The sequence below is a fragment of the Pseudovibrio sp. Ad5 genome, assembly GCF_001623095.1.
In the GTDB taxonomy this organism is placed as follows: Bacteria; Pseudomonadota; Alphaproteobacteria; order Rhizobiales; family Stappiaceae; genus Pseudovibrio.
Genome location: NZ_LMCH01000064.1, coordinates 333,485 through 352,336, shown reverse-complemented (window position 1 = coordinate 352,336; position 18,852 = coordinate 333,485). Strand labels below are relative to the sequence as shown.

Annotated in this window: 17 protein-coding genes; 7 read left to right on the top strand and 10 right to left on the bottom strand. The window is 52.1% G+C overall.

Features of this window, described 5'->3' with window-relative positions; genetic code table 11:
- Positions 1–209: 209 nt before the first annotated feature.
- Genes PsAD5_RS23000 through PsAD5_RS22985 form a run of 4 tightly spaced genes read right to left on the bottom strand, consistent with a single transcriptional unit; the run spans position 210 to position 4,190 of the window.
- Complete coding sequence (locus PsAD5_RS23000) at positions 210–1,151, bottom strand: metal ABC transporter permease (protein WP_063293807.1); 942 nt, start codon at positions 1,149–1,151, stop codon at positions 210–212.
- Positions 1,151–2,386, bottom strand: coding sequence for a metal ABC transporter permease (locus tag PsAD5_RS22995; RefSeq protein ID WP_063293806.1), 1,236 nt, complete (start codon positions 2,384–2,386; stop codon positions 1,151–1,153). Before PsAD5_RS22995 ends, PsAD5_RS23000 begins: the two co-directional genes overlap by 1 nt.
- Before the next feature lie 9 nt (positions 2,387–2,395).
- On the bottom strand, positions 2,396–3,220 hold the full coding sequence (locus tag PsAD5_RS22990; RefSeq protein ID WP_063293805.1) for a metal ABC transporter ATP-binding protein: 825 nt from the start codon (positions 3,218–3,220) through the stop codon (positions 2,396–2,398).
- A 1-nt stretch (position 3,221) separates the two neighbouring features.
- Positions 3,222–4,190: a metal ABC transporter solute-binding protein, Zn/Mn family gene (locus tag PsAD5_RS22985; RefSeq protein WP_057464903.1), complete on the bottom strand. Its 969-nt coding sequence runs from the start codon at positions 4,188–4,190 to the stop codon at positions 3,222–3,224.
- Positions 4,191–4,530: 340 nt separating this feature from the next.
- Here PsAD5_RS22985 and PsAD5_RS22980 point away from each other — a divergent pair, with 340 nt between their 5' ends.
- Together PsAD5_RS22980 and PsAD5_RS22975 are read left to right on the top strand one after the other, a co-directional pair.
- A complete protein-coding gene (locus PsAD5_RS22980; protein ID WP_063293804.1) occupies positions 4,531–5,448 on the top strand; it encodes an MBL fold metallo-hydrolase in 918 nt (305 codons plus the stop codon).
- Positions 5,449–5,510: 62 nt separating this feature from the next.
- Positions 5,511–6,704, top strand: a complete 1,194-nt coding sequence (locus tag PsAD5_RS22975) for a MalY/PatB family protein (RefSeq protein ID WP_063293803.1) — start codon at positions 5,511–5,513, stop codon at positions 6,702–6,704.
- 305 nt (positions 6,705–7,009) lie between these two features.
- Here PsAD5_RS22975 and PsAD5_RS22970 read toward each other — a convergent pair whose 3' ends face one another.
- Positions 7,010–7,945 (bottom strand): DUF1499 domain-containing protein, encoded by a 936-nt coding sequence (locus PsAD5_RS22970; RefSeq protein ID WP_063293802.1) that lies wholly within the window; start codon positions 7,943–7,945, stop codon positions 7,010–7,012.
- 192 nt (positions 7,946–8,137) lie between these two features.
- On the bottom strand, positions 8,138–8,863 hold the full coding sequence (locus PsAD5_RS22965; RefSeq protein WP_208981735.1) for an HAD family hydrolase: 726 nt from the start codon (positions 8,861–8,863) through the stop codon (positions 8,138–8,140).
- Between the two features lie 568 nt (positions 8,864–9,431).
- Here PsAD5_RS22965 and PsAD5_RS28110 point away from each other — a divergent pair.
- Positions 9,432–9,602, top strand: coding sequence for a hypothetical protein (locus tag PsAD5_RS28110; protein ID WP_167550269.1), 171 nt, complete (start codon positions 9,432–9,434; stop codon positions 9,600–9,602).
- A gap of 367 nt (positions 9,603–9,969) precedes the next feature.
- Here the strand turns inward: PsAD5_RS28110 and pdxH are convergent, their stop codons facing one another.
- Entirely contained in the window at positions 9,970–10,596 is a 627-nt protein-coding gene (gene pdxH / locus PsAD5_RS22960; protein ID WP_446737488.1) for a pyridoxamine 5'-phosphate oxidase, read from the bottom strand.
- Positions 10,597–10,695: 99 nt separating this feature from the next.
- Here pdxH and PsAD5_RS22955 point away from each other — a divergent pair, with 99 nt between their 5' ends.
- Both PsAD5_RS22955 and PsAD5_RS22950 read left to right on the top strand, forming a co-directional pair.
- Positions 10,696–11,184, top strand: coding sequence for an RT0821/Lpp0805 family surface protein (locus PsAD5_RS22955; protein WP_063287282.1), 489 nt, complete (start codon positions 10,696–10,698; stop codon positions 11,182–11,184).
- A gap of 170 nt (positions 11,185–11,354) precedes the next feature.
- Entirely contained in the window at positions 11,355–12,344 is a 990-nt protein-coding gene (locus PsAD5_RS22950; protein WP_063287443.1) for a DnaJ C-terminal domain-containing protein, read from the top strand.
- Positions 12,345–12,432: 88 nt separating this feature from the next.
- Here PsAD5_RS22950 and PsAD5_RS22945 read toward each other — a convergent pair whose 3' ends face one another.
- The 3 genes from PsAD5_RS22945 to PsAD5_RS22935 form a co-directional block, all read right to left on the bottom strand.
- Complete coding sequence (locus PsAD5_RS22945) at positions 12,433–13,299, bottom strand: SDR family oxidoreductase (protein ID WP_063287281.1); 867 nt, start codon at positions 13,297–13,299, stop codon at positions 12,433–12,435.
- A 55-nt stretch (positions 13,300–13,354) separates the two neighbouring features.
- On the bottom strand, positions 13,355–14,092 hold the full coding sequence (locus PsAD5_RS22940; RefSeq protein WP_057464896.1) for a crotonase/enoyl-CoA hydratase family protein: 738 nt from the start codon (positions 14,090–14,092) through the stop codon (positions 13,355–13,357).
- 71 nt (positions 14,093–14,163) lie between these two features.
- Positions 14,164–15,942: an acyl-CoA dehydrogenase gene (locus PsAD5_RS22935; protein ID WP_063287280.1), complete on the bottom strand. Its 1,779-nt coding sequence runs from the start codon at positions 15,940–15,942 to the stop codon at positions 14,164–14,166.
- 321 nt (positions 15,943–16,263) lie between these two features.
- On the opposite strand from PsAD5_RS22935, the gene PsAD5_RS22930 reads away from it, so the two are divergent.
- Together PsAD5_RS22930 and PsAD5_RS22925 are read left to right on the top strand one after the other, a co-directional pair.
- Complete coding sequence (locus PsAD5_RS22930; RefSeq protein ID WP_063287279.1) at positions 16,264–17,253, top strand: L-threonylcarbamoyladenylate synthase; 990 nt, start codon at positions 16,264–16,266, stop codon at positions 17,251–17,253.
- Between the two features lie 643 nt (positions 17,254–17,896).
- Positions 17,897–18,817 carry a histone deacetylase family protein gene (locus PsAD5_RS22925; RefSeq protein ID WP_057465023.1) on the top strand — a complete coding sequence of 307 codons (921 nt, stop codon included), beginning with the start codon at positions 17,897–17,899 and terminating at the stop codon, positions 18,815–18,817.
- Positions 18,818–18,852 lie beyond the last annotated feature (35 nt).

Here is an 18,852-nt window from a genome sequence, read left to right as displayed (position 1 = left end):
ACTGCAACCTGTGACAGACCCATGACAATTTACGTATATTAACTTATGGAGCGTAGCTCATTATTAGCGGGCTAGGCAATATTGTATTTATATTTCTATAGGTTGACCTGAAAACTCTAGGTAATTTCAATCTGTTATTTATTTGGCAAACTAAAAAGGGAGCACCTTTTCAGGTACTCCCTTTCAATTGTCGAAGGCTACAGGCTCTATCAGACGCTTGCGTGCACTCTTTGCCGGCGACGCCGCATAACGACGCCATAGTGCGGAGCAAACAACATGGCAAGCACCTGCTGCAGACCAGCGACAACCGCAATCATACCGGCTGCGGACACGGAGAATTCATAGCCAAGCAGGCCCGGACCGAACGCTGCCAGCAAGTAGCCAAAAAGGCCAGCGGACAGGGATGCGATGCCGGAAATGAAGAGCTGGACTTTCAGGTTATCTGTCAGCATACGAGCCGTTGCTGCGGGGCAGATAAACATAGCAATCACAAGGATTGACCCTACAGCTGTAAATGCAGCAACAGCAGCGATTGCCACCATGACAATGAGTGAAAGGCCAAGCCATTTAGGCGAGAAACCAAGGCTTGCAGAGAGCAACGGGTCAAAGCTGGAGATCTTCAACTCTTTGAAGAACAGCACGATAAACATAATCACCAGCATGTTAACAACAAACAGCTGCTTGATGCTTTCCGGCAGGGTCATGAGCACCTGCCAGTTCCACAGGTCTGAGAGGGAATAGGCATCCAGCCAGATTGCACTTTCCAGATTACCGTAGAGCGCGTGTTCCACATCCAGATGGACGCCAGCGGTCCCGGTTTGCTCCAGAATCACAACGCCTGCAGCGAACATGGTGGTGAACACCACACCCATGGCTGCCCCTGGTTCCACATTGCCGATACGCCGGATAAGCTCAATCAAGAGGACTGCAAAGATTGCTGCTCCCCCTGCTCCGAGCATCATGGCCCAGGAGCTGGTCTCATGGGTGAACAGGAAGCCGATCACGATACCTGGCAGAACCACATGGGAGATTGCATCGCCCATGAGTGCTTGCTTGCGCAGAACGAGGAAGTTGCCGAGAAGACCGCAGGCAAGTGCTGCCAGAGATCCGAGCAGGATGCTTGGGAGGTCAAATTGCAGGAAAATATCCATCAGACTGCTCCTCCTTTGCTTGTTTCACCACCACGCACAACATGCGGGCTTAGTTCCTGTTCCAACACTCTGACTGTATCAGCGGGCAAAACTTCTCCGATTGGCTTCAGAGACCAGTCTGCCAGTGCATGGGATTCTTCTGGGTGCATTTCGCGGTAGAGGTTCCAGAGCTTCTGGTCCCGCTCAATGAGGCGAGCTTCAGACTGGCCTTTGACCGTTGGCTGGCCGTCGCCTCCCATGAAACCGCCACGGCGGAGGATGGAACGGGTGAGAGGTTCCAGCACTGGTTCATCGTGTGCGATGGCAAGCAAACCCTGACGCAAGTGCACGATGCGTTGGAAACGATAGTGCTTGAGCGCAGCTGCCAGAATGCCTCTGACAGGCGAGATAAGCAGGGAAACTACAAAGAAACTGAAGAGCACCAGCACGATCAAACCGCCTGTTGGCATGTTTGGTGCACTGGCTGAGAGAGCAGCTCCAATGTAGCTTCCCGAGGCGCCAATACCTGCGGCAATGGCAACCAACACCGGCACGCGGTCTGTCCAGAAACGGGCAGCCACAGGTGGGATGATTGCCAAAGCAATAATGAGAACGAGGCCGACTGTTTTAAGGCCGATCACCACAATGCCCAGCAAAAGCAGAAGCAGTGTGCGGTCCAGCCAACGCACGTTGTAGCCACAGGCTGCTGCAAAGCTTTCATCAAAGCAAAGCAGTGAGAATTCTTTCATGCGCAGCACAACGGCAAGGCCAACGAGTGCTGCTGCCACTGAGATGGTCAGCGCCTCAGACTTGAGCATGCCGGAGGTTGCACCAAGCAGGAAGCCTTCCAGACCCGCCTGCCCTGCAATGGACATGGACTGGATGATCGTCAGCAGTACCATACCCACGGCGAAGAAGGTGGAGAGTACGGTGCCGATGGCTGCATCTTCTGTGAGGCGGGTGTGGGTTTTGATCCAATCCACGGCGAGAACGCCGATACCAGCAGACAAGGCCGCGCCAAACAGGAGCACTGGCAGGGAGCGACCAGAGTCAAAGTAAACCTGTGCGATGATGAAGGCGAGCGCGACGCCGGGAAGTGTTGCGTGACTGACGGCGTCCGAGATCAGTGTCCGCTTTCTGAGCAAAACAAAGACACCGATGGCACCACTGGCCGCCCCCAGAAGGGCTGCGCCAATGCAAACCAGCGCTGTGTTGTAGCCTGCAGACAAAGTAAGGGCGGCAAAGAACTGTTCCATGACGTTGCCTTACGCGTTTGAGGCTTCAGAGAGACCATCCAGCTGGGTGCTGGCAAGGCGTCCGCCATACGCTTTTTGCAGGTTCTCGGCGGTGAAGGTTGTTTCCACCGGGCCGTCTGCCACGTGCTGCCCATTGAGCAGCAGGATGTGGGAGTAGTAATCACGCACGGTTTCAAGATCGTGGTGCACCACAAGAACGGTCTTGCCATCTGCTACCAGTTGGCGGAGCACGGCCACGATTGCTTTTTCTGTCGCAGCATCCACACCGGCGAACGGTTCGTCCATGAGATAGACTTCAGAATCCTGCGCCAAAGCTCTTGCAAGGAACACACGCTGTTGCTGGCCACCGGAGAGCTGACCGATCTGTCTGTTTGCAAAATCCTGCATGCCAACAGACTTCAGGCAGTCCATCGCCTTTTGGCGGTGTTTACGGGATGGCCAGCGGAACCAACCGATTTGGCCGTAAAGGCCCATCAACACAACATCGATGGCGGTTGCCGGAAAATCCCAATCTACGGCAGAACGCTGCGGAACGTAGGCGATGCGCTTCAGTGACTTTTCGATTGGCGCACCAAACACTTTGGTGTCGCCGGAGAGTTTCGGGATCAGGCCAAGAGCGGCTTTCAGGAATGTGGACTTACCAGCACCATTCGGGCCGATGATGGCTGTCAGGCATCCCTTTGGAGCTGAGTACGACACGCCCCAAAGCACAGGTTTGTGGTGGTAAGCGACCGTCATGCCCTGCACGGTGAACGGCAGGTCCTGCGGGCTCACAGTTTTTGAGCTGTCGGTGTCATGCAACAAGTGCAGACCGGAGGAACTTCTATCATGCATCTTAGTGACCTGCTCCAAGTTTACCCTGCATACCCTGAGCAGGTGCTTCTCCACCCAGAGCGCGTGTAATCGAGGTCATGTTGTGGTCGATCATACCGATATACGTTCCTTCATAGGTATTGGACTGGCCCATCGCATCTGAGAAGAGCTCGCCGCCAACCTCGACCTTGTGGCCTTTGGCTGCGGCACCTTCGACCAGCGCACGTATGTTTCGCTCTGATACTGACGATTCAACAAACACTGCTGTGACTTTGCGGTCGACGAGAAGGTCAACCAATGTCTCAATCCGCTGCAAACCAGCTTCTGAGTTGGTGGAGATGCCCTGAATGCCAACCACTTCCAGATTGAAGTCGCGGCCAAGGTAGGTGAACGCATCATGCGCGGTTACAAGAACACGGCGCTCCTGAGGTACTGTCTGGAGGATCTTATCGCCATAATTTGCGAGCTCTTGCACCTGCGCCAGATAGGCTGCTGCGTTGTCGCGATAGTCCTGCTCATTTTCAGGGTCCATGGAGACGAAGGCTTCGGTCACACCATTGATCGCGCCTTGCCAAAGGGTCGGGCTCATCCAGACGTGAGGGTCATAGCGACCAGCGTATGCGGTTGAACCTTCCAGCTTGGCAGAGTCGATGGTTTCACCGATGAAAAAGACAGGCTTACGTTTTTGAAGCTTCAGCAGCAGATCTTCCATCTGCGCTTCCAGAAACAAACCGTTTGCGAAAATCGCATCTGCGCGGCCCATCTTCACCACGTCAGAGCGGGTCTGGCGGTAGGAGTGTGGATCAATACCTGTTCCCATCAGCGCTTCCACAGTGACGTTGTCACCGCCAACGGCACGCACAGCGTCAGCAACCATGCCCACTGTGGCAACCGCATTGATCGGAGCCTTTGCAAGTGCCGCTGACAGGCTGGAAAAGCCTGCGAGAACCATCACTGTCACTGCAAACACAGCAGCTTTGAAGTAGCGCATAAAATCCAACTTTCTAAAACGACTAGAGCAAACTTTCCGGCTCTTCATCTTTCGCAGTTCTCCGACCCAGCCACTTTGTTCCTGGCCAATATCTTCGCCCTGAGCTCTTTAAATAAAGATACCATCAGAATTTCTGCGGGCATCCTGTTTCTTCCTGCAGTCTAGTTGCAACTCATTCTTAATTGCAATATAAAAATGTAAGTTTCTGAAAATTGGTATCTTGCCCCTTCTGTGATGAACTATGGGACGTGAGCAGAAAGTCGACCATCAATCAGGCCTAGTTGCCATTGCCTCTTATTTGCCAAAGGCTTATTTATAAGAGCAATGGGAGAGACCTGACATGAGCAAGATGGACTTCAATCGCGAATTTGATGCACGACACGGTGAGCTTTTTGCGATCACCGATGAGCTGTCGCGCGTAACCTGCAATAACCCGAGTGCCCTAACGTTTGCAGGAACTAACACTTTCCTTGTTGGTAAAAACGAGGTTGTTGTCATCGATCCGGGCCCGATGGATCTGGAGCATCTGGACGCTTTGATGAAGGCCATTGATGGCCGACCCGTGAAGGCCATTCTCGTCAGCCATACCCATGTGGATCATTCCCCACTTGCCTGCCCTTTGAAGGAAAAGACGGGTGCTCCTGTGATGGGGTGCGGGCCTCACAAACGAGCTGTTTCATTTGCTGATATGGCAGAAACGCCCATGGATGCGAGCTCTCAGAAGGACTTTGCACCCGACGAAGAGCTGGAAGATGGCGCCAAAATCTCTGTTGATGGTGTGACAATTGAAGTGGTTGCAACGCCAGGGCACACAGAGAATCACCTGTCTTTCGCCCTTCCTGAGCAAGGTGTGATGCTGCCCGGGGATCACGTAATGGCCTGGTCTACAACCATTGTGGCACCACCAGACGGGTCCATGAACGCCTATATGAAGTCACTGGACAAGCTCATGGCGCGCAGTGAAACCCGTTATTTCCCGTCCCATGGCGGCGAGGTAAACAACCCGAAGGTCTTTCTCCCCCAGCTGAAGCAGCATCGCCAGATGCGCTCCGATGCTATTCTTGAGCGTTTGCGTGCGGGGGATGATGAGGTCATGAGCATGGTGAAAGCCATTTACACGGACGTGGACCCAAAGCTGCATGGGGCAGCGGCGCTCAATGTTCTTGCACAACTGGATGATCTCATCGCTCAAGGGGTTGTCATGTGCGATGCGAAGGTTACACTCTCCGCAAAATTCACGTTGCGTGAGCTGACATAGCTCAGCTTACACACTGTCAGGACACCCCAGAGAAACCGATCTCTCCAACACTTAGAGACGTAATGACCAGTATTTTTGACCAGAAGATCGATCGCAGAAACACTCATTCTCTTAAATGGGATGAGATGGAAAGTCGCTATGGCATCAGTCCTGATGACGGTTTGCCGATGTGGGTTGCAGATATGGATTTCCGCCCTCCGCAAGCCGTGAACGACATGGTTGCCCGTGCTGCGGAGCACGGAATTAACGGCTATTACGGTAATGATGCGCCTTACAAAGAGGCTGTCATTTCCTGGATGAAGCGTCGTCACCAGTTCGATGTCTCTCCAGACTGGATCACAACAGTGCCCGGTGTTGTTGCTGGTTACTCCATGGCTATTCAGGCATTTTCTGAGGAAGGTGATGGCGTCCTGGTGTTCTCACCAGTTTACCACGCGTTTGGCCGTGCCGTGCGCGACAACAACCGCCGCCTTGTAGAAAGCCAGCTGATTGAGCGTGATGGCGCTTATTACATGGACTTCGACAATCTGGCCGATCAGATTGATGAACGCACCAAGATCCTGTTGCTCTGCAGCCCTCACAACCCGGGTGGTCGTGTTTGGACTGCAGAGGAACTGACCCGCATTTGTGAGTTCTGCCTTGAGCATAACATCCTGATCATCTCTGATGAGATCCACCATGATCTCATTCTGGATGGCTCCAAGCATGTGGTCACCTCGACCTTGTCTGAGGCGATTACTGAGCGGACGATTACATTTACATCTGCCTCCAAGACCTTCAATCTGGCCGGTTTTGCGACAGCTGCGTGCATCATCAGCAACAAAGAGCTGCGTGATAAAATCCGCAAGGTCTTTACAGCTTGTGGAGTTCACGCCACCCCGCTCGGTTCACAGGCCACAACTGAGGCGTACAACCATGGCGATGAGTGGCTCACTGAGGCTTGCGATTACATTGCAGCCAATCAGGAGCTGCTGATTGAGGGGCTGGAAGCTGCTATCCCTGGTGCTAAAGTGATGCGCATGGCGAGCACCTATTTGCAGTGGGTCGATTTTAAAAATGTTGACCTGCCGTTTGATGAGATCGTCGCTCGAATCCAGAAGCAGGCGAAGGTCGCCGTCAACATCGGCAGCACGTTTGGAAAAGGCGGAGAAACGTTCCTGCGGTTCAATCTGGCCTGTCCAAAATCGACTGTTGAAGAGGCTATCAAACGTTTGGAAGATGTTTTTGCAGATCTTCGCATCCAAACAAACGCTTGATTTCAAAGCTATATTTTGAGTTATCAAAGATACGCCCATTTCTGGGCGTATTTTTTTGTGAGGTCGTGACAATTATCACACACATATGCTATTAAATGAGTCATATTGAATTTATAGAGTTCAACGGCTTCCCCGGCTTCAGAACTCTCAGAGTTTCGCGATAGCCTTAAAGCGGTACTCGTTGTTCACGCAAGCTTTCATAACCAGTGCTTCCCCGGCGCTGGTTATGTCGTTTCTGGGCCTGCTTTTATCTCCGGATCATACTTACCAAACTGGCAGCAGCTCCTTTGACAGGTGCAGGCCGTTTACTGTGCAGGCTTTTGTGAGGGGATTGGCGCGGTCCCACGCTCTTTCAACATGGATGCAATTGAAGGTGGCAGTTCTAGCGGAGCTTCCAGCAGTGGCACCCTCTCTGAGATTTTTATCCGAGGCGGCTCTTCGGCCTCGTCCTGCAGGACCAGCTCAGGCTCTTCAACCCGGGCTGTGATGCCATAGTTTTGCAAGAGCACTTTATCCAGACTTGCCAGAAACCCTCTTATACGGCGGGCATTGGTGCCAAAATCATGACTGCCAAAGCGGGAGGCAGAGCGGATATCCAAAAGTGTACCTACTCTATCGGGCTGTATGCGAATGGCGACATCATCCTTCAAAGAGAAGTATGGCATGCGCGCTTCCATGAGCAGGTAGGTGGGCTCATCCGGGAAACCCGCGGGCAACTCATAAATCACTTTCCACCCCATACTGGAGGCGACGCTGGAAACAGCGTTGTGCAGCTCAGGAGGAGGCAGGCGGAACCGGCGCGGGACGATGTCTGGATAGCTGGCCTTTTGCATGAGCTGCTTGTCCTGCTCGATTTCATCATCAATACGATCTCCGGCAATCAGCGCAGGCGGCTCATCCATATCTGTTGAGACATCATTGAGTGGCGGGAACAGGTAGAGTCCCAGTGTGGCGATGAAAAGCGGGGCGAGGACGATGGCACCATAAAACGTGCCCAGAAAGCTGTTGCCAAACCCTTTGCCGCCGTTGTTCCACAGATCAACCACGGCCATGGCGGCCAGCACAATGGCAGCAGCCCCCATGAAAAAGCCGATCACGAAGAGAACGAGCAGCACCTCTGTGTTGAACAACTCGAAGTAATGGCCAGCAACGGAGAGAATAAGAAACGGAATCGCAATTGCGCCGATACGACGACTGCGCAAGGCAGTGCGGGAATGTCTTGAGGGCAATTGCAGGGTCATTCTATCCCACTCTCTTCAATCTGCAGCTCAGAGTTCAACGTAACCATTCGGCATGAAGGTTACAGCTCTTTACTTTACGATACCAGATACTAGCAGTTCAGAATTACCGAGGGTTGAATACTGCTATTATTTTCGCGCAGATTTTGAGAGAGGGAGTTGCGGCGGATGAACCGCCGCATTCGGGAGGCAATATTAAGCAGCAGCGCCCTCAGCTGCTGTCTTCAGACCAACCAGATCGATAAGATCGGTCAGGCTGTCGAGCAGGTGATCACAGTGGTCCTTCAGCTCTTCAGCGGTCAAAGCGCCGGTTGTTACGGCGACCCGCACCATGCCTGCGTTTTGGGCTGCATGCATGTCGTGAAGGCTGTCACCCACCATGGCGATGTGCCGAGGCTCGATACCTGTGTGCTCTGCAAATCCAAAAAGCTGGCCCGGTTCTGGTTTTTCACCATGTCCGCTGTCGTAGCCCACAACGAAGGTGAAGTAGTCGAAAATGCCAAGGCGCTTCAGCTGCGCAACGGCGCTTGCTTCTGTGCCATTTGTCGCCAGACCGATCGGCAAACCAGCCGCAGCCAAAGCCTTGATTGATGATGCTGTATCATCAAATGCTGCAACACAGTCTGCAGCATGGTCCAGAATAAGGTCTTCAATACGGTCCAGGAACGCGCGGTTGAACTCAACACCAAGATGATTGGCCCACGGCTCGCTGTAACCGCTTGGTGGATTAGTCAGAATTGGGCTACCCGGTTGGCAGGCACAGCTGGCGTAATCAAACTTCACGAGATGGCCAAGCTCGGTAGCCAGTTTCAAATTTCCATCTGCCAGATCCATCAGAACATGTTGGAGCACCGTGCCCCATGTCCTATTGAAATCAATGAGAGTTCCATCGCGATCAAACAGTACGGCGCGCACGTTCATTGTCATTTTCCTTCAGCGCATTTGACGGCTTATATGGGAGACCGTCTTCGGGCGATTACCCGAGCAGAATAGTTCTTATGCAAGCGGCTCAATCTACGCACTTACACAGAGTATTACGAGCACCAATCACTATGAGCGATGCTAATCAATCGGCCACAAGCTTCCTGGCACACTAAATACACAGTTTTTTGTCAGTTTCGCAGTCTGGGAAATCGCGGCCAAATGTCACTCAAAATAGCCTGATACATTAATGGTTTAGTCGCGATAATTTTAACTAGCTCACAACCTGAGATCCTATCCTTTTGTATAATAATAATAATTTCCGGAAAGCCTGCTGAGCAATTAGTTAACGTCATGTTTCATGCATTCAAATTGCTGAGTTTATTGGGAAATTCCCCCCTCGAAATTAGATTGGCTTTTTTAGTTTTTTTGGCGCTAACATATTCATGCCCGATTTGAGTATCACTCCTGCATATGAGCTGACGCTTATATCGGGTTATCCGGCTACTCATTCCGGATAAGCATCGCGATTTCTGCAACACAACTTGTCCCAAGGGGACGGACTAAAATGGCCTTCGGAACGACTGAGCAACAAAAGAAAAACGCTAAACCTGATCTGGACAAACTTTATCGTCCAGTGGGCATTCAGGCTGTCAATGCTGCGAACTGCTGTAACGGCAAGCAGAAAGAGGCATATCAGCCTAAGGTTCAGGAAGAATATCCTCTTCCGACGGACTGATGCGTCAGGGCTACAAATCAGAGATTCCAGCTTGTTTTTCAAGAACTGAATTGCTTGATTATGTATTCCAATCACATTGATGACTGCTTCAATGCATAAGCCACGCCTTATTAGGGCATGGCTTTACAGAGACTTGATGGCTGAACGGGCGTCTGGTTATCTGAACAAAGAAGGCGACCCGCAGGATTGCGAGCCGCCTTATTTCTTGCCGAGCCTGTAAAAGCATCAACCGTTATGTCTTCTGCGTGACGATCCCGCAGCCCTGCCCCATATCTAATTTTGCTTTCAATAGCGGCTCATGTTCTAGCGCTGATAAATGACCAAGCGCACCATGTTTGTGATGCGCTCTGCCTTCATCTGAAATGCATTATGGATACAGACGTACCTTATCCCACTGGTCTTCTGCATTGTCTCTTTTGAAGACAAACCTGTCATGCAGGCGGAAGGCACGATCGTGCCAGAATTCGATTTCCAATGGTTGCAAAATGCAACCGCTCCAATACCCAGGACGCGGAATATCACCAACAGCATATTTAGCAGCGTATTTGGCAACTTCTTTTTCAAGCGCGAAGCGGCTTTCCAATGGGCGGGATTGTTTGGACGCCCACGCACCAATGCGGCTTTTTCGTGGCCGTGAGTTGTAGTATTCGTCAGCCTGGTCTTCAGTTACGTGGATAACATTGCCACGTACCCGAACTTGCCTGCGCAAGCTTTTCCAGTGAAAACACAAAGCAACCTTAGGGTGAGCAAGAATTTCGCGGCCTTTTGTGCTTTCAAAGTTTGTATAAAACACAAAACCCTGTGGACTGTAACCTTTAAGGAGTAACATCCGTACATTGGGCATGCCATTCTCGTCTACAGTCGCAACTGACATGGCATTAGGATCATTGGGCTCGCTCTTCTCTGCAAGCGCAAGCCATTCACCAAATAGTTGAAAAGGAACCTCTACGCTTTCAGAGTAACTATTTGTAAACTTTTCTTCCAGATTTTGGATGTCACCATTCATAGTTAATAGTCCCTTTAGGATCCTCACACTGTGGATGAACCGGAATTCGTTAAAACAACGGATTCAACCTGAGGCTCTAGTAGTAATATGGCAGTTTTGTATAGCAAGAAAACCCGTTTACGCCAGTCGTGTTTTGTCTCGGCTTCGCTCTTGCTGACACTTCCTGCCTGCACTCAAATGTCCATATCTGTGAACAACAGTGAGTATCAAGAACCTCTGAACCTGACAGAGGCAGTTGATACCAAGCAAAAGGTCGCGGATAGCGAGATTCATCGCACCGACCGTACGGTTATTACGAATACCATTGAGGAAGCTCTGAACGAGAGCGGGCAAACCAAGCACCGGTTTGCACCTATGGCCTGGACCAATCCTGTCAGCGGCAATAGCGGCACAATCACCTCTCTCATGTCTGTTGATAAAACAGAAAGCATTGCGGGTTGTACTGATTTTGTGACCAGCGCAAACACTGTTGGCGGCGTCAGAGCCTATCAGGGGCGCAGCTGCCCGGATACCAATCGTAAAATGAAGATTGTCCAGCTTGCTCCGTTCCAAACCGATGCAACTGTCACTGAATAACTCTTCCTCGCTTCAGTTTCGCAAATGCGACGTGGCCTACTAGATTAAAACCACTGAAATACTCACGTCTGATTAGCTAAGTTCGGCTACGGCTGCTTGCGCCCCATCGAACTCAAGGTTATGTAATGGGTGAGTTATAAACTGCCCTTATTTCAATTTGATGGATGACGATGAGAGATCCCTATTCTGTTCTTGGTGTTAGCAAAAATGCCAGTGAGGCAGAGATCAAGAAAGCGTTTCGCAAACTGGCCAAACAGTTCCACCCAGACCAGAATGCAGACAATCCAAAGGCTAAGGAGCGCTTCTCTGAAGCGAACCAAGCCTATGAAATTTTGGGCGACAAAGATAAGCGCGGACAGTTTGATCGCGGTGAGATAGACGCGGATGGCAAACCCAAGTTTTATGGCGGCCCGGGTGGCGGCGGTGGCTTTGAAGGTTTCCGTAATTCAGGGCGTCGTGGTGGTTTCCGGTTTGAGCAGGGCTTTGGCGAAGGCCACGGCGGTGCCGGCGGCCCTCAGGATGCTGGCGGTTTTGACGATATCCTCAATGATATTCTTGGTGGCTTTGGCGGCGGCAAACGCCGCAGCGCAGGCGGTGGAGAATCTCATTTCCATGCTGGCCCTACCAAGGGAGCTGATGCCAACCTGATTGCACGGGTGACACTTGAAGATCTTGCCCACCATGGCAAGGTTCAGGTGAAGCTGCCAAGCGGCAAGACGGTGAATGTAAAAATTCCGGCTGGCACGCAGAGCGGCGACAAGATCCGCCTGAAAGGGCAAGGTTTTGCCTCTGCCAAGAGTGGTCAGGCTGGAGATGCGCTGGTAGAAGTCCGCATTTCCACACATAAGCTCTTCAAAGTGGATGGAGAGGATGTTCGTGTAGATGTCCCCCTCACCCTTTATGAAGCCGTTCTTGGTGGCAAAGTACGCATTCCAACTCTCAGCGGTGCGGTTAACCTGACAATCCCTGCCAACACCAGCAGCGGAAAGACCATGCGCCTTAAAGACAAGGGTCTGCCGAAGAAAGAAGGTGGCCATGGCGATCTTCTTGTTGGGCTTGAGATTGTCTTGCCAGAACAGACAGATGAAGAACTTGAAAATCTGATGCGCGTCTGGAAAGAAGTGAAGCCATATTCGGCACGCGGTCCAGAGTTCGACTGATCATTACCAATGAGAAAGGCGGGTCACCCCGCCTTTTATTTTACCACGCTTTGAATTTCTCAAAAGCTATGTGCTTCAACGAGCAAAGCTAAGCTTCGATTGCAGCTAAGCTGACTGGCGCTACGCTGTCATCTGGAACAAAGAAATCTGGCTGCAGATTCACTTTCGGATTCACGCGGTACTTGTCAAAATCGGTCATACCGTTTTCCGCCAGCAATGTATCATCAATGAAGAAGTTGCCGGTGGTGTCTGCTGCCAGTTTTGTGAAGATCAGATGCGCGGCATCTGCCAGAATGTCTGGTGTCCGGCTTGCCTGAACCATCATATCGCCGCCAAGCAGATTCTGAACAGCAGCCGTGGCAATGGTCGTGCGCGGCCAAAGAGCGTTTACAGCAATCTTCTTAGAGCGCAGTTCTCCGGCAAGTCCCAGTACAACAAGGCTCATGCCGTACTTGGCAATGGAGTACGGTGTATGGTTCTTAAACCACTTCTCCTGCATATCCAGCGGCGGAGAAAGCATCATGATATGCGGGTTTTCTGCTTCTTTCAGATACGGGATTGCCAGCTTAGAGCAGAGTAAGGTGCCACGCGTGTTGATCTGGTGCATGAGGTCAAAGCGCTTCATGTCGATTTTCTGAACTGGTGTCAGGTTGATCGCACTGGCATTGTTGACCACAATATCGATGCCACCGAACTTTTCAGCCGCCGCCTTCATTGCATTCTCAACGCTCTCTTCGCTTCGCACATCAACCACGAGCGGGAGCGCCTGACCTCCGGCATCCTCAATCTCTTTGGCTGCTGTGTAGATCGTTCCTTCCAGCTTAGGATGCGGTTCTGCCGTTTTTGCAGCGATCACAATGTTCGCGCCATCTTGTGCTGCCCGCTTGCCAATCGCGAGGCCAATTCCACGAGATGCACCGGTAATGAACAGTGTTTTACCCTTCAGACTTCCCATGTTTCCCCCAAATTCCTGAATTGAGATGCGGTGCTGAACACCGCATCTGAACGAGTTAAGCTTTGCTCATAAACTTCATGAAGGCTTCGCGGGCCTCATCAGACTTGAGCAGTTCAGCAAAGAGGCCGATTTCTTCAAAAATGCGCTTTTCAAGCGGCTCACGCTTGCCACGCAGTAGTTCTCTGGAAATGCGCAGGGCGTTTTGAGGCTTGGATGCAACCTTCTGCGCGATCGCAAGCACACGGTCTTCCAGCTCATCAGGAGAGACCACGTGATTGACGAAGCCTGCTTCCTTTGCCATCTCAGCCGTGAAGCTCTCACCCAGTGCCAGCAGTTCGAACGCCTTGTGGTAGCCCATTGTCTCTGGGCCGATCAGCGTTGAGCCCGCTTCAGGAATGATGCCAAGGTCGGTGAACGGCGTTTTGAAGAGCGCGTTTTCTGTCGCAAACACCATGTCGAAGTGGAACAACATGGTGGTGCCCACACCGATAGCAGGACCGTCGATGCCTGCGATTACAGGTCTGGATGGTTCATGAAGTGCGCCGAGGAATTTGCCAACACCGCCAGCTTCCAGGCCTTCGCCTGACATTGCTGCCTTGAGGAAATCTGCGATGTCGTTGCCTGCGGTGAATACGCCTGGGCGGCCAAGCATGACATGGCAGCGGATGCTTTCGTCTTCTGTCTTCAACGCATCTGCCATATCCATGTACATGGCCTGTGTCAGTGCATTTTTCTTTTCTACGCGGTCCATGCGGATGATCTGGACTGCGCCGTCCCGTTCAATACTGATCATGTGTCCCTCCCAAACTGATTGGTGAGGCCTGTTCAGCCTCACCTTTTAAATACGGTTGACTGCCTCTTGGATCAGGCAAGCTCAGCAGCGTCGAATGCAAGGATTGCTTCAGCTGCACGTGTTACGTCGTCTTTCAGCGGTGCGCTCTCACCCAAAACAGTTTCTGCAAAGCTGCGCGCCATCAGGTAGCGTGGCTTCTTCAACGTCTCCGGTGCATCCCTGGATGCCAGAGCACCTTTTGCCAGTAAGCCAGCGCCCAGAGTGATGCCTGCCAAACGCAGATATGGTGTCGCACCTGCAAGCGCTTCCGGGATTTTCCCGTCAGCCTGTGCGCTCAACATCCATTCGGTGGCGGTTTCCAAGTCAGCAACCGCTGCATCAAGCTTGGTGCCAAGATCACCCAGCTCGCCGGTATTGTCTGCGTTTACACTTGCAGCGATCTCTTTGATCTCAGCGATGAGGCTGCGGACCTGATCACCACCAGACATTGGCAGCTTGCGCATCACCAGATCGATGGACTGAATGCCGTTGGTGCCTTCATAGATCGGAGCGATGCGCGCATCACGCAGATGCTGGGCTGCGCCGGTTTCTTCAATGAAGCCCATACCGCCATGGATCTGGATACCAAGAGAGGCCACATCAACACCAAAATCAGTGGAGAGGGCTTTTGCGATTGGTGTGAGTAAGCCAGCACGCTCTGCCCAGAACTTCTTCTGATCCGCATCCGGCGCGACTTTCGCCATATCCAGCGCATGTGCGCAGGCGTAACAGATTGCACGGGCAACCTGCGTCTGCGACTTCATGGAGAGAAGTGTACGCTTAATATCCGGGTGAACTGCGATCGGATCCATACCGTCGGTCTTTGACCCGACACCGCGGCCCTGCTTGCGATCCAGTGAGAACGCCAGAGACTCCTGGAAAGCTCGCTCTGCGATGCCGAGACCCTGCACACCCACTGCAAGGCGGGCGTTGTTCATCATGGTGAACATGCAGGCGAGGCCTCTATTTTCTTCGCCAATGAGCCAACCGATTGCACCGCCCCTATCGCCAAAAGACATGGTGCAGGTTGGAGAGCCATGGATACCGAGCTTGTGTTCCACACCAGCTACGGTCACGTCGTTCTTCTCGCCAAGGCTGCCATCGTCATTGACGAAATACTTTGGCACTGCAAACAGTGAGATGCCACGTGTTCCAGCAGGTGCGTCCGGCAAGCGAGCCAGCACCAGATGGACCACGTTGTCTGTCATATCGTGATCGCCATAAGTGATGAAGATCTTCTGACCAGAGATTTTGTAGGACCCGTCTCCCACAGGCTCTGCTTTGGCACGCAGAGCGTTCAGGTCTGAGCCAGCCTGTGGCTCAGTCAGGTTCATTGTGCCTGTCCACTCGCCGCTAGTGAGCTTTTCAAGGTACTTTGCTTTGAGTTCCGGGGAGCCGTGCTTCTCAATAGCCTCTACAGCGCCTGTGGTGAGTGTTGGGCACAAGGTAAAAGCCATGCTGCCCGCATTCCACATTTCAAACACAGCGACGTGGAGCATGTTTGGAAGGCCCTGCCCTCCGTACTCCGGATCACCTGTCAGCGCACTCCAGCCGCCCTGACGCCAACTGGTGTAAGCCTCTTTCCAGCCCGGAGAGGTTTTGACGCTTCCATCGATCAATTGTGCCGGATTTTCATCTCCAACCCTATTGAGAGGCGCGATCTCTTCCTCTGCAAACTTTGCTGCCTCGCCCAGAATAGCTTCGATCAAATCGTCTGAAAGCTCTTCCTGTCCCGGCTGCGCCTGAAGCTGTCCTAAACCTGCTACTTCTTTCAGCGTGAATACAATTTCACTCAGTGGTGCACGATACATTTTGTTTTCCTCCCCTTCTAAGGCCACCTGCCTTCCATATAGGGCCAGCAAACCGCCTTAGAGATGTATTTACGCGTAGTCCTTGCCGACAGCTGGCGGCCACTCCTCGGAAATACGCGTATATTTGCGCATACTCTCATCCGAAAACCGACGCTCACGTCTCGGGAATACGCTATAGCGACTTGACGAATTGGCTTTTGCCCATCAAAAAGCCGCTACAGAATTTTTCCTGTTTGGGACAGTAGTGTGATTAACCTATACGTCAAGCGTCCCTTAGAGGCAGGTTGCCCCCTACATTCGTCTTAGTAAGAAAGAAAAGGTATGAAACTCTGGCGCTTACACCCATCTGACACCCAGTTGGAAGACACGCAAATTTTTCAGGATATTTGCGATGCGCTGAGCGATGGGAAACTCGTCGCGATACCTACTGAGACGGTATATGGATTGGCTGCAGATGCAACCAATGGCAAAGCCTGTGCGAGTATATATGAGGCGAAAGGGCGTCCAAGTTTCAACCCCTTAATTTCTCATATAGACAGTCTGGAAGCAGCACAAACCCACGCTTTTTTTGATGACCGTGCTCTCAAACTGGCCGAAGCCTTCTGGCCGGGGCCGTTGACTCTTGTGTTGCCGAAGCGGCCGACCAGCCCGGTCTCTGATCTTGCTGTAGCAGGCCTTGAGACAATCGCACTCCGAGTGCCTCGCTCCGAGGTGATGCGGGCATTGTGCAAGCATACCGGGCGCCCATTGGCGGCACCTTCGGCCAACCTTTCCGGGCGGATCAGCGGCACGACCGCAGAAGATGTTATCAACGATCTTAAAGATCACTTGTGTTACCTCATCGATTCCGGGGCGACCTCTGTAGGTGTTGAATCAACAATCGTCTCGCTTGTGGGGGACCGCCCAACACTTCTGCGGCCGGGTGGTCTGGCCCGTGAAGACATTGAAGCTGTGCTTGGTGAAACATTGGTGCGTGCAGGAACAGACGACAGCGCCCCAATGGCGCCCGGGATGCTGACATCCCACTACGCTCCCAACTCCCACATTCGCCTGAATGCAGAGGATGTGGCGGAAGGGGAAGCGTTGATTACCTTTGGCGCTAATCTGCCCAAAGGCTCCGATAAAGCTGCCAAGCTGGTTCCTCTCAGCGACTCAGAAGATCTGACCGAGGCTGCTGCACGCTTGTTTACTGCATTGCGTCAGGCCGACCTTGGAGAAAACGGAAAAATTGCGGTCATGCCAATCCCTCATCATGGACTGGGGGAAGCTATTAATGATCGCCTTGCCCGCGCTGCTGCTCCCCGCGATTAAACGCTGTTCAGAACACTGAAAACAGACAGCGCTTTGCCTTCTTCTTTGTATTTTCCCAAGATCTCTCTGGCGCAACCCGTTGAGAGCACAGGATAACTACCCCTGAATACTTTGGGCTTATTGTAGATTTCCTTGTATTTATGCAACACCTAAAGAATAGGTGTTAACCTTTTCTCTTTCCGCTCAGTATGAATTCAAGGAGTGGGGGAAGAATCAGCGTGCAAATTTAAAGAATTGGCCCAATATTACAGTCATGTATTTCTTAGAGATGCAGCGGACCTCCCCCACGAGCAACACAGATTGCTCGCACCTTTAATCCGGGGTTGCGTGTTATACACGCACTCCGGATTTTTCTTGTCTTACTCACGGGACAGCTGGGCATTCCACGCAGGCATAACCACTGAGATTTATCGGCACCTCATCCCAATTACCGAGATAAACTGGAGGGGTGTACAATTGACAGACTGCTCGGCAATGTGGACTTGTATATGTAATTCGCCCAATTTTTCACAGGATTGGATTTAGGTGCCATCACACTAGAGTAAGTGTGCTCACTTCACGCTCCAACTTCGCTACTGGAACGAGCTCTAAAATTGGCTGTGTACCTGACTTCATTTTTAACGGGTTCAATATCTTGAGTACTTTGCTGCTGCACCATCAGGCTTTTTTAAATCATCTTACTCCGCTTGGTCATCCAGAACGTCCCGACCGTTTGCGGGCTATTGATCGTATGCTGGAGAACGAAAGGTTCTTCATGCTGGATCGCGATATCGCGCCATTCGGAACGTTTCAGGATATTGCCCGGGTTCACAGCTCTGACTACATCAACTCCATCCACAATATGAACCCTGAAGAGGGCCTTATCGACTTTGCGCCAGACACCAATCTGTCTCCGGGCAGCTGGGAGGCGGCGATGCGGGCTGTTGGCGGCTCTACACGTTGTGTGGATGAGGTGATGAGTAAACGCGTTTCCAACGCTTTTGCGGCATGCCGGCCTCCAGGACACCATGCGGAGTCAGCTCTTACCTCTGGTTTTTGCCTGTTTAACAATGCGGCAATTGCAGCCCGCTATGCACAGGACGTTTATGGGCTTGAGCGTGTGGCGATCATGGATTTTGACGTTCACCACGGAAACGGCACTCAGGAAATCTTCTGGAACGATCCAACCGTGATGTACACCTCCACTCACCAAATGCCGCTGTTTCCGGGCACCGGTGCCGTGAATGAAACGGGTGAGCACAACAACATTGTCAACGCCCCACTCACGGCAGGCGATGATGGAACTCAGTTCCGCGAGGCCCTTGATTACGCGATTTTGCCGCGTATCCGTGAATTCTCACCGGATCTGATTATTATCTCCGCGGGCTTTGATGCTCATGAACGCGATCCACTTGGTGGCCTGCGCCTCACAGAGCTGGATTTTGCGTGGGCGACCCGCAAACTCATCGAAATTGCGGATGATTGCTGTCAGGGACGTGTCGTTTCCCTTTTAGAAGGTGGGTATGATCTGGAAGGTCTTGCGCGATCTGCCGCCGCTCATGTAATGACATTGATGGATTACTAATTGGGAGTGCACCTACTCCCGACTGAGCGAGGACA

Excerpts from the sequence above, each read along its gene's own strand:
- PsAD5_RS23000 (WP_063293807.1), bottom strand. The coding sequence starts at position 1,151 with ATGGATATTTTCCTGCAATTTGACCTCCCAAGCATCCTGCTCGGATCT.
- PsAD5_RS22995 (WP_063293806.1), bottom strand. The coding sequence starts at position 2,386 with ATGGAACAGTTCTTTGCCGCCCTTACTTTGTCTGCAGGCTACAACACA.
- PsAD5_RS22990 (WP_063293805.1), bottom strand. The coding sequence starts at position 3,220 with ATGCATGATAGAAGTTCCTCCGGTCTGCACTTGTTGCATGACACCGAC.
- PsAD5_RS22985 (WP_057464903.1), bottom strand. The coding sequence starts at position 4,190 with ATGCGCTACTTCAAAGCTGCTGTGTTTGCAGTGACAGTGATGGTTCTC.
- PsAD5_RS22980 (WP_063293804.1), top strand. The coding sequence starts at position 4,531 with ATGAGCAAGATGGACTTCAATCGCGAATTTGATGCACGACACGGTGAG.
- PsAD5_RS22975 (WP_063293803.1), top strand. The coding sequence starts at position 5,511 with ATGACCAGTATTTTTGACCAGAAGATCGATCGCAGAAACACTCATTCT.
- PsAD5_RS22970 (WP_063293802.1), bottom strand. The coding sequence starts at position 7,945 with ATGACCCTGCAATTGCCCTCAAGACATTCCCGCACTGCCTTGCGCAGT.
- PsAD5_RS22965 (WP_208981735.1), bottom strand. The coding sequence starts at position 8,863 with ATGAACGTGCGCGCCGTACTGTTTGATCGCGATGGAACTCTCATTGAT.
- PsAD5_RS28110 (WP_167550269.1), top strand. The coding sequence starts at position 9,432 with ATGGCCTTCGGAACGACTGAGCAACAAAAGAAAAACGCTAAACCTGAT.
- PsAD5_RS22955 (WP_063287282.1), top strand. The coding sequence starts at position 10,696 with ATGGCAGTTTTGTATAGCAAGAAAACCCGTTTACGCCAGTCGTGTTTT.
- PsAD5_RS22950 (WP_063287443.1), top strand. The coding sequence starts at position 11,355 with ATGAGAGATCCCTATTCTGTTCTTGGTGTTAGCAAAAATGCCAGTGAG.
- PsAD5_RS22945 (WP_063287281.1), bottom strand. The coding sequence starts at position 13,299 with ATGGGAAGTCTGAAGGGTAAAACACTGTTCATTACCGGTGCATCTCGT.
- PsAD5_RS22940 (WP_057464896.1), bottom strand. The coding sequence starts at position 14,092 with ATGATCAGTATTGAACGGGACGGCGCAGTCCAGATCATCCGCATGGAC.
- PsAD5_RS22935 (WP_063287280.1), bottom strand. The coding sequence starts at position 15,942 with ATGTATCGTGCACCACTGAGTGAAATTGTATTCACGCTGAAAGAAGTA.
- PsAD5_RS22930 (WP_063287279.1), top strand. The coding sequence starts at position 16,264 with ATGAAACTCTGGCGCTTACACCCATCTGACACCCAGTTGGAAGACACG.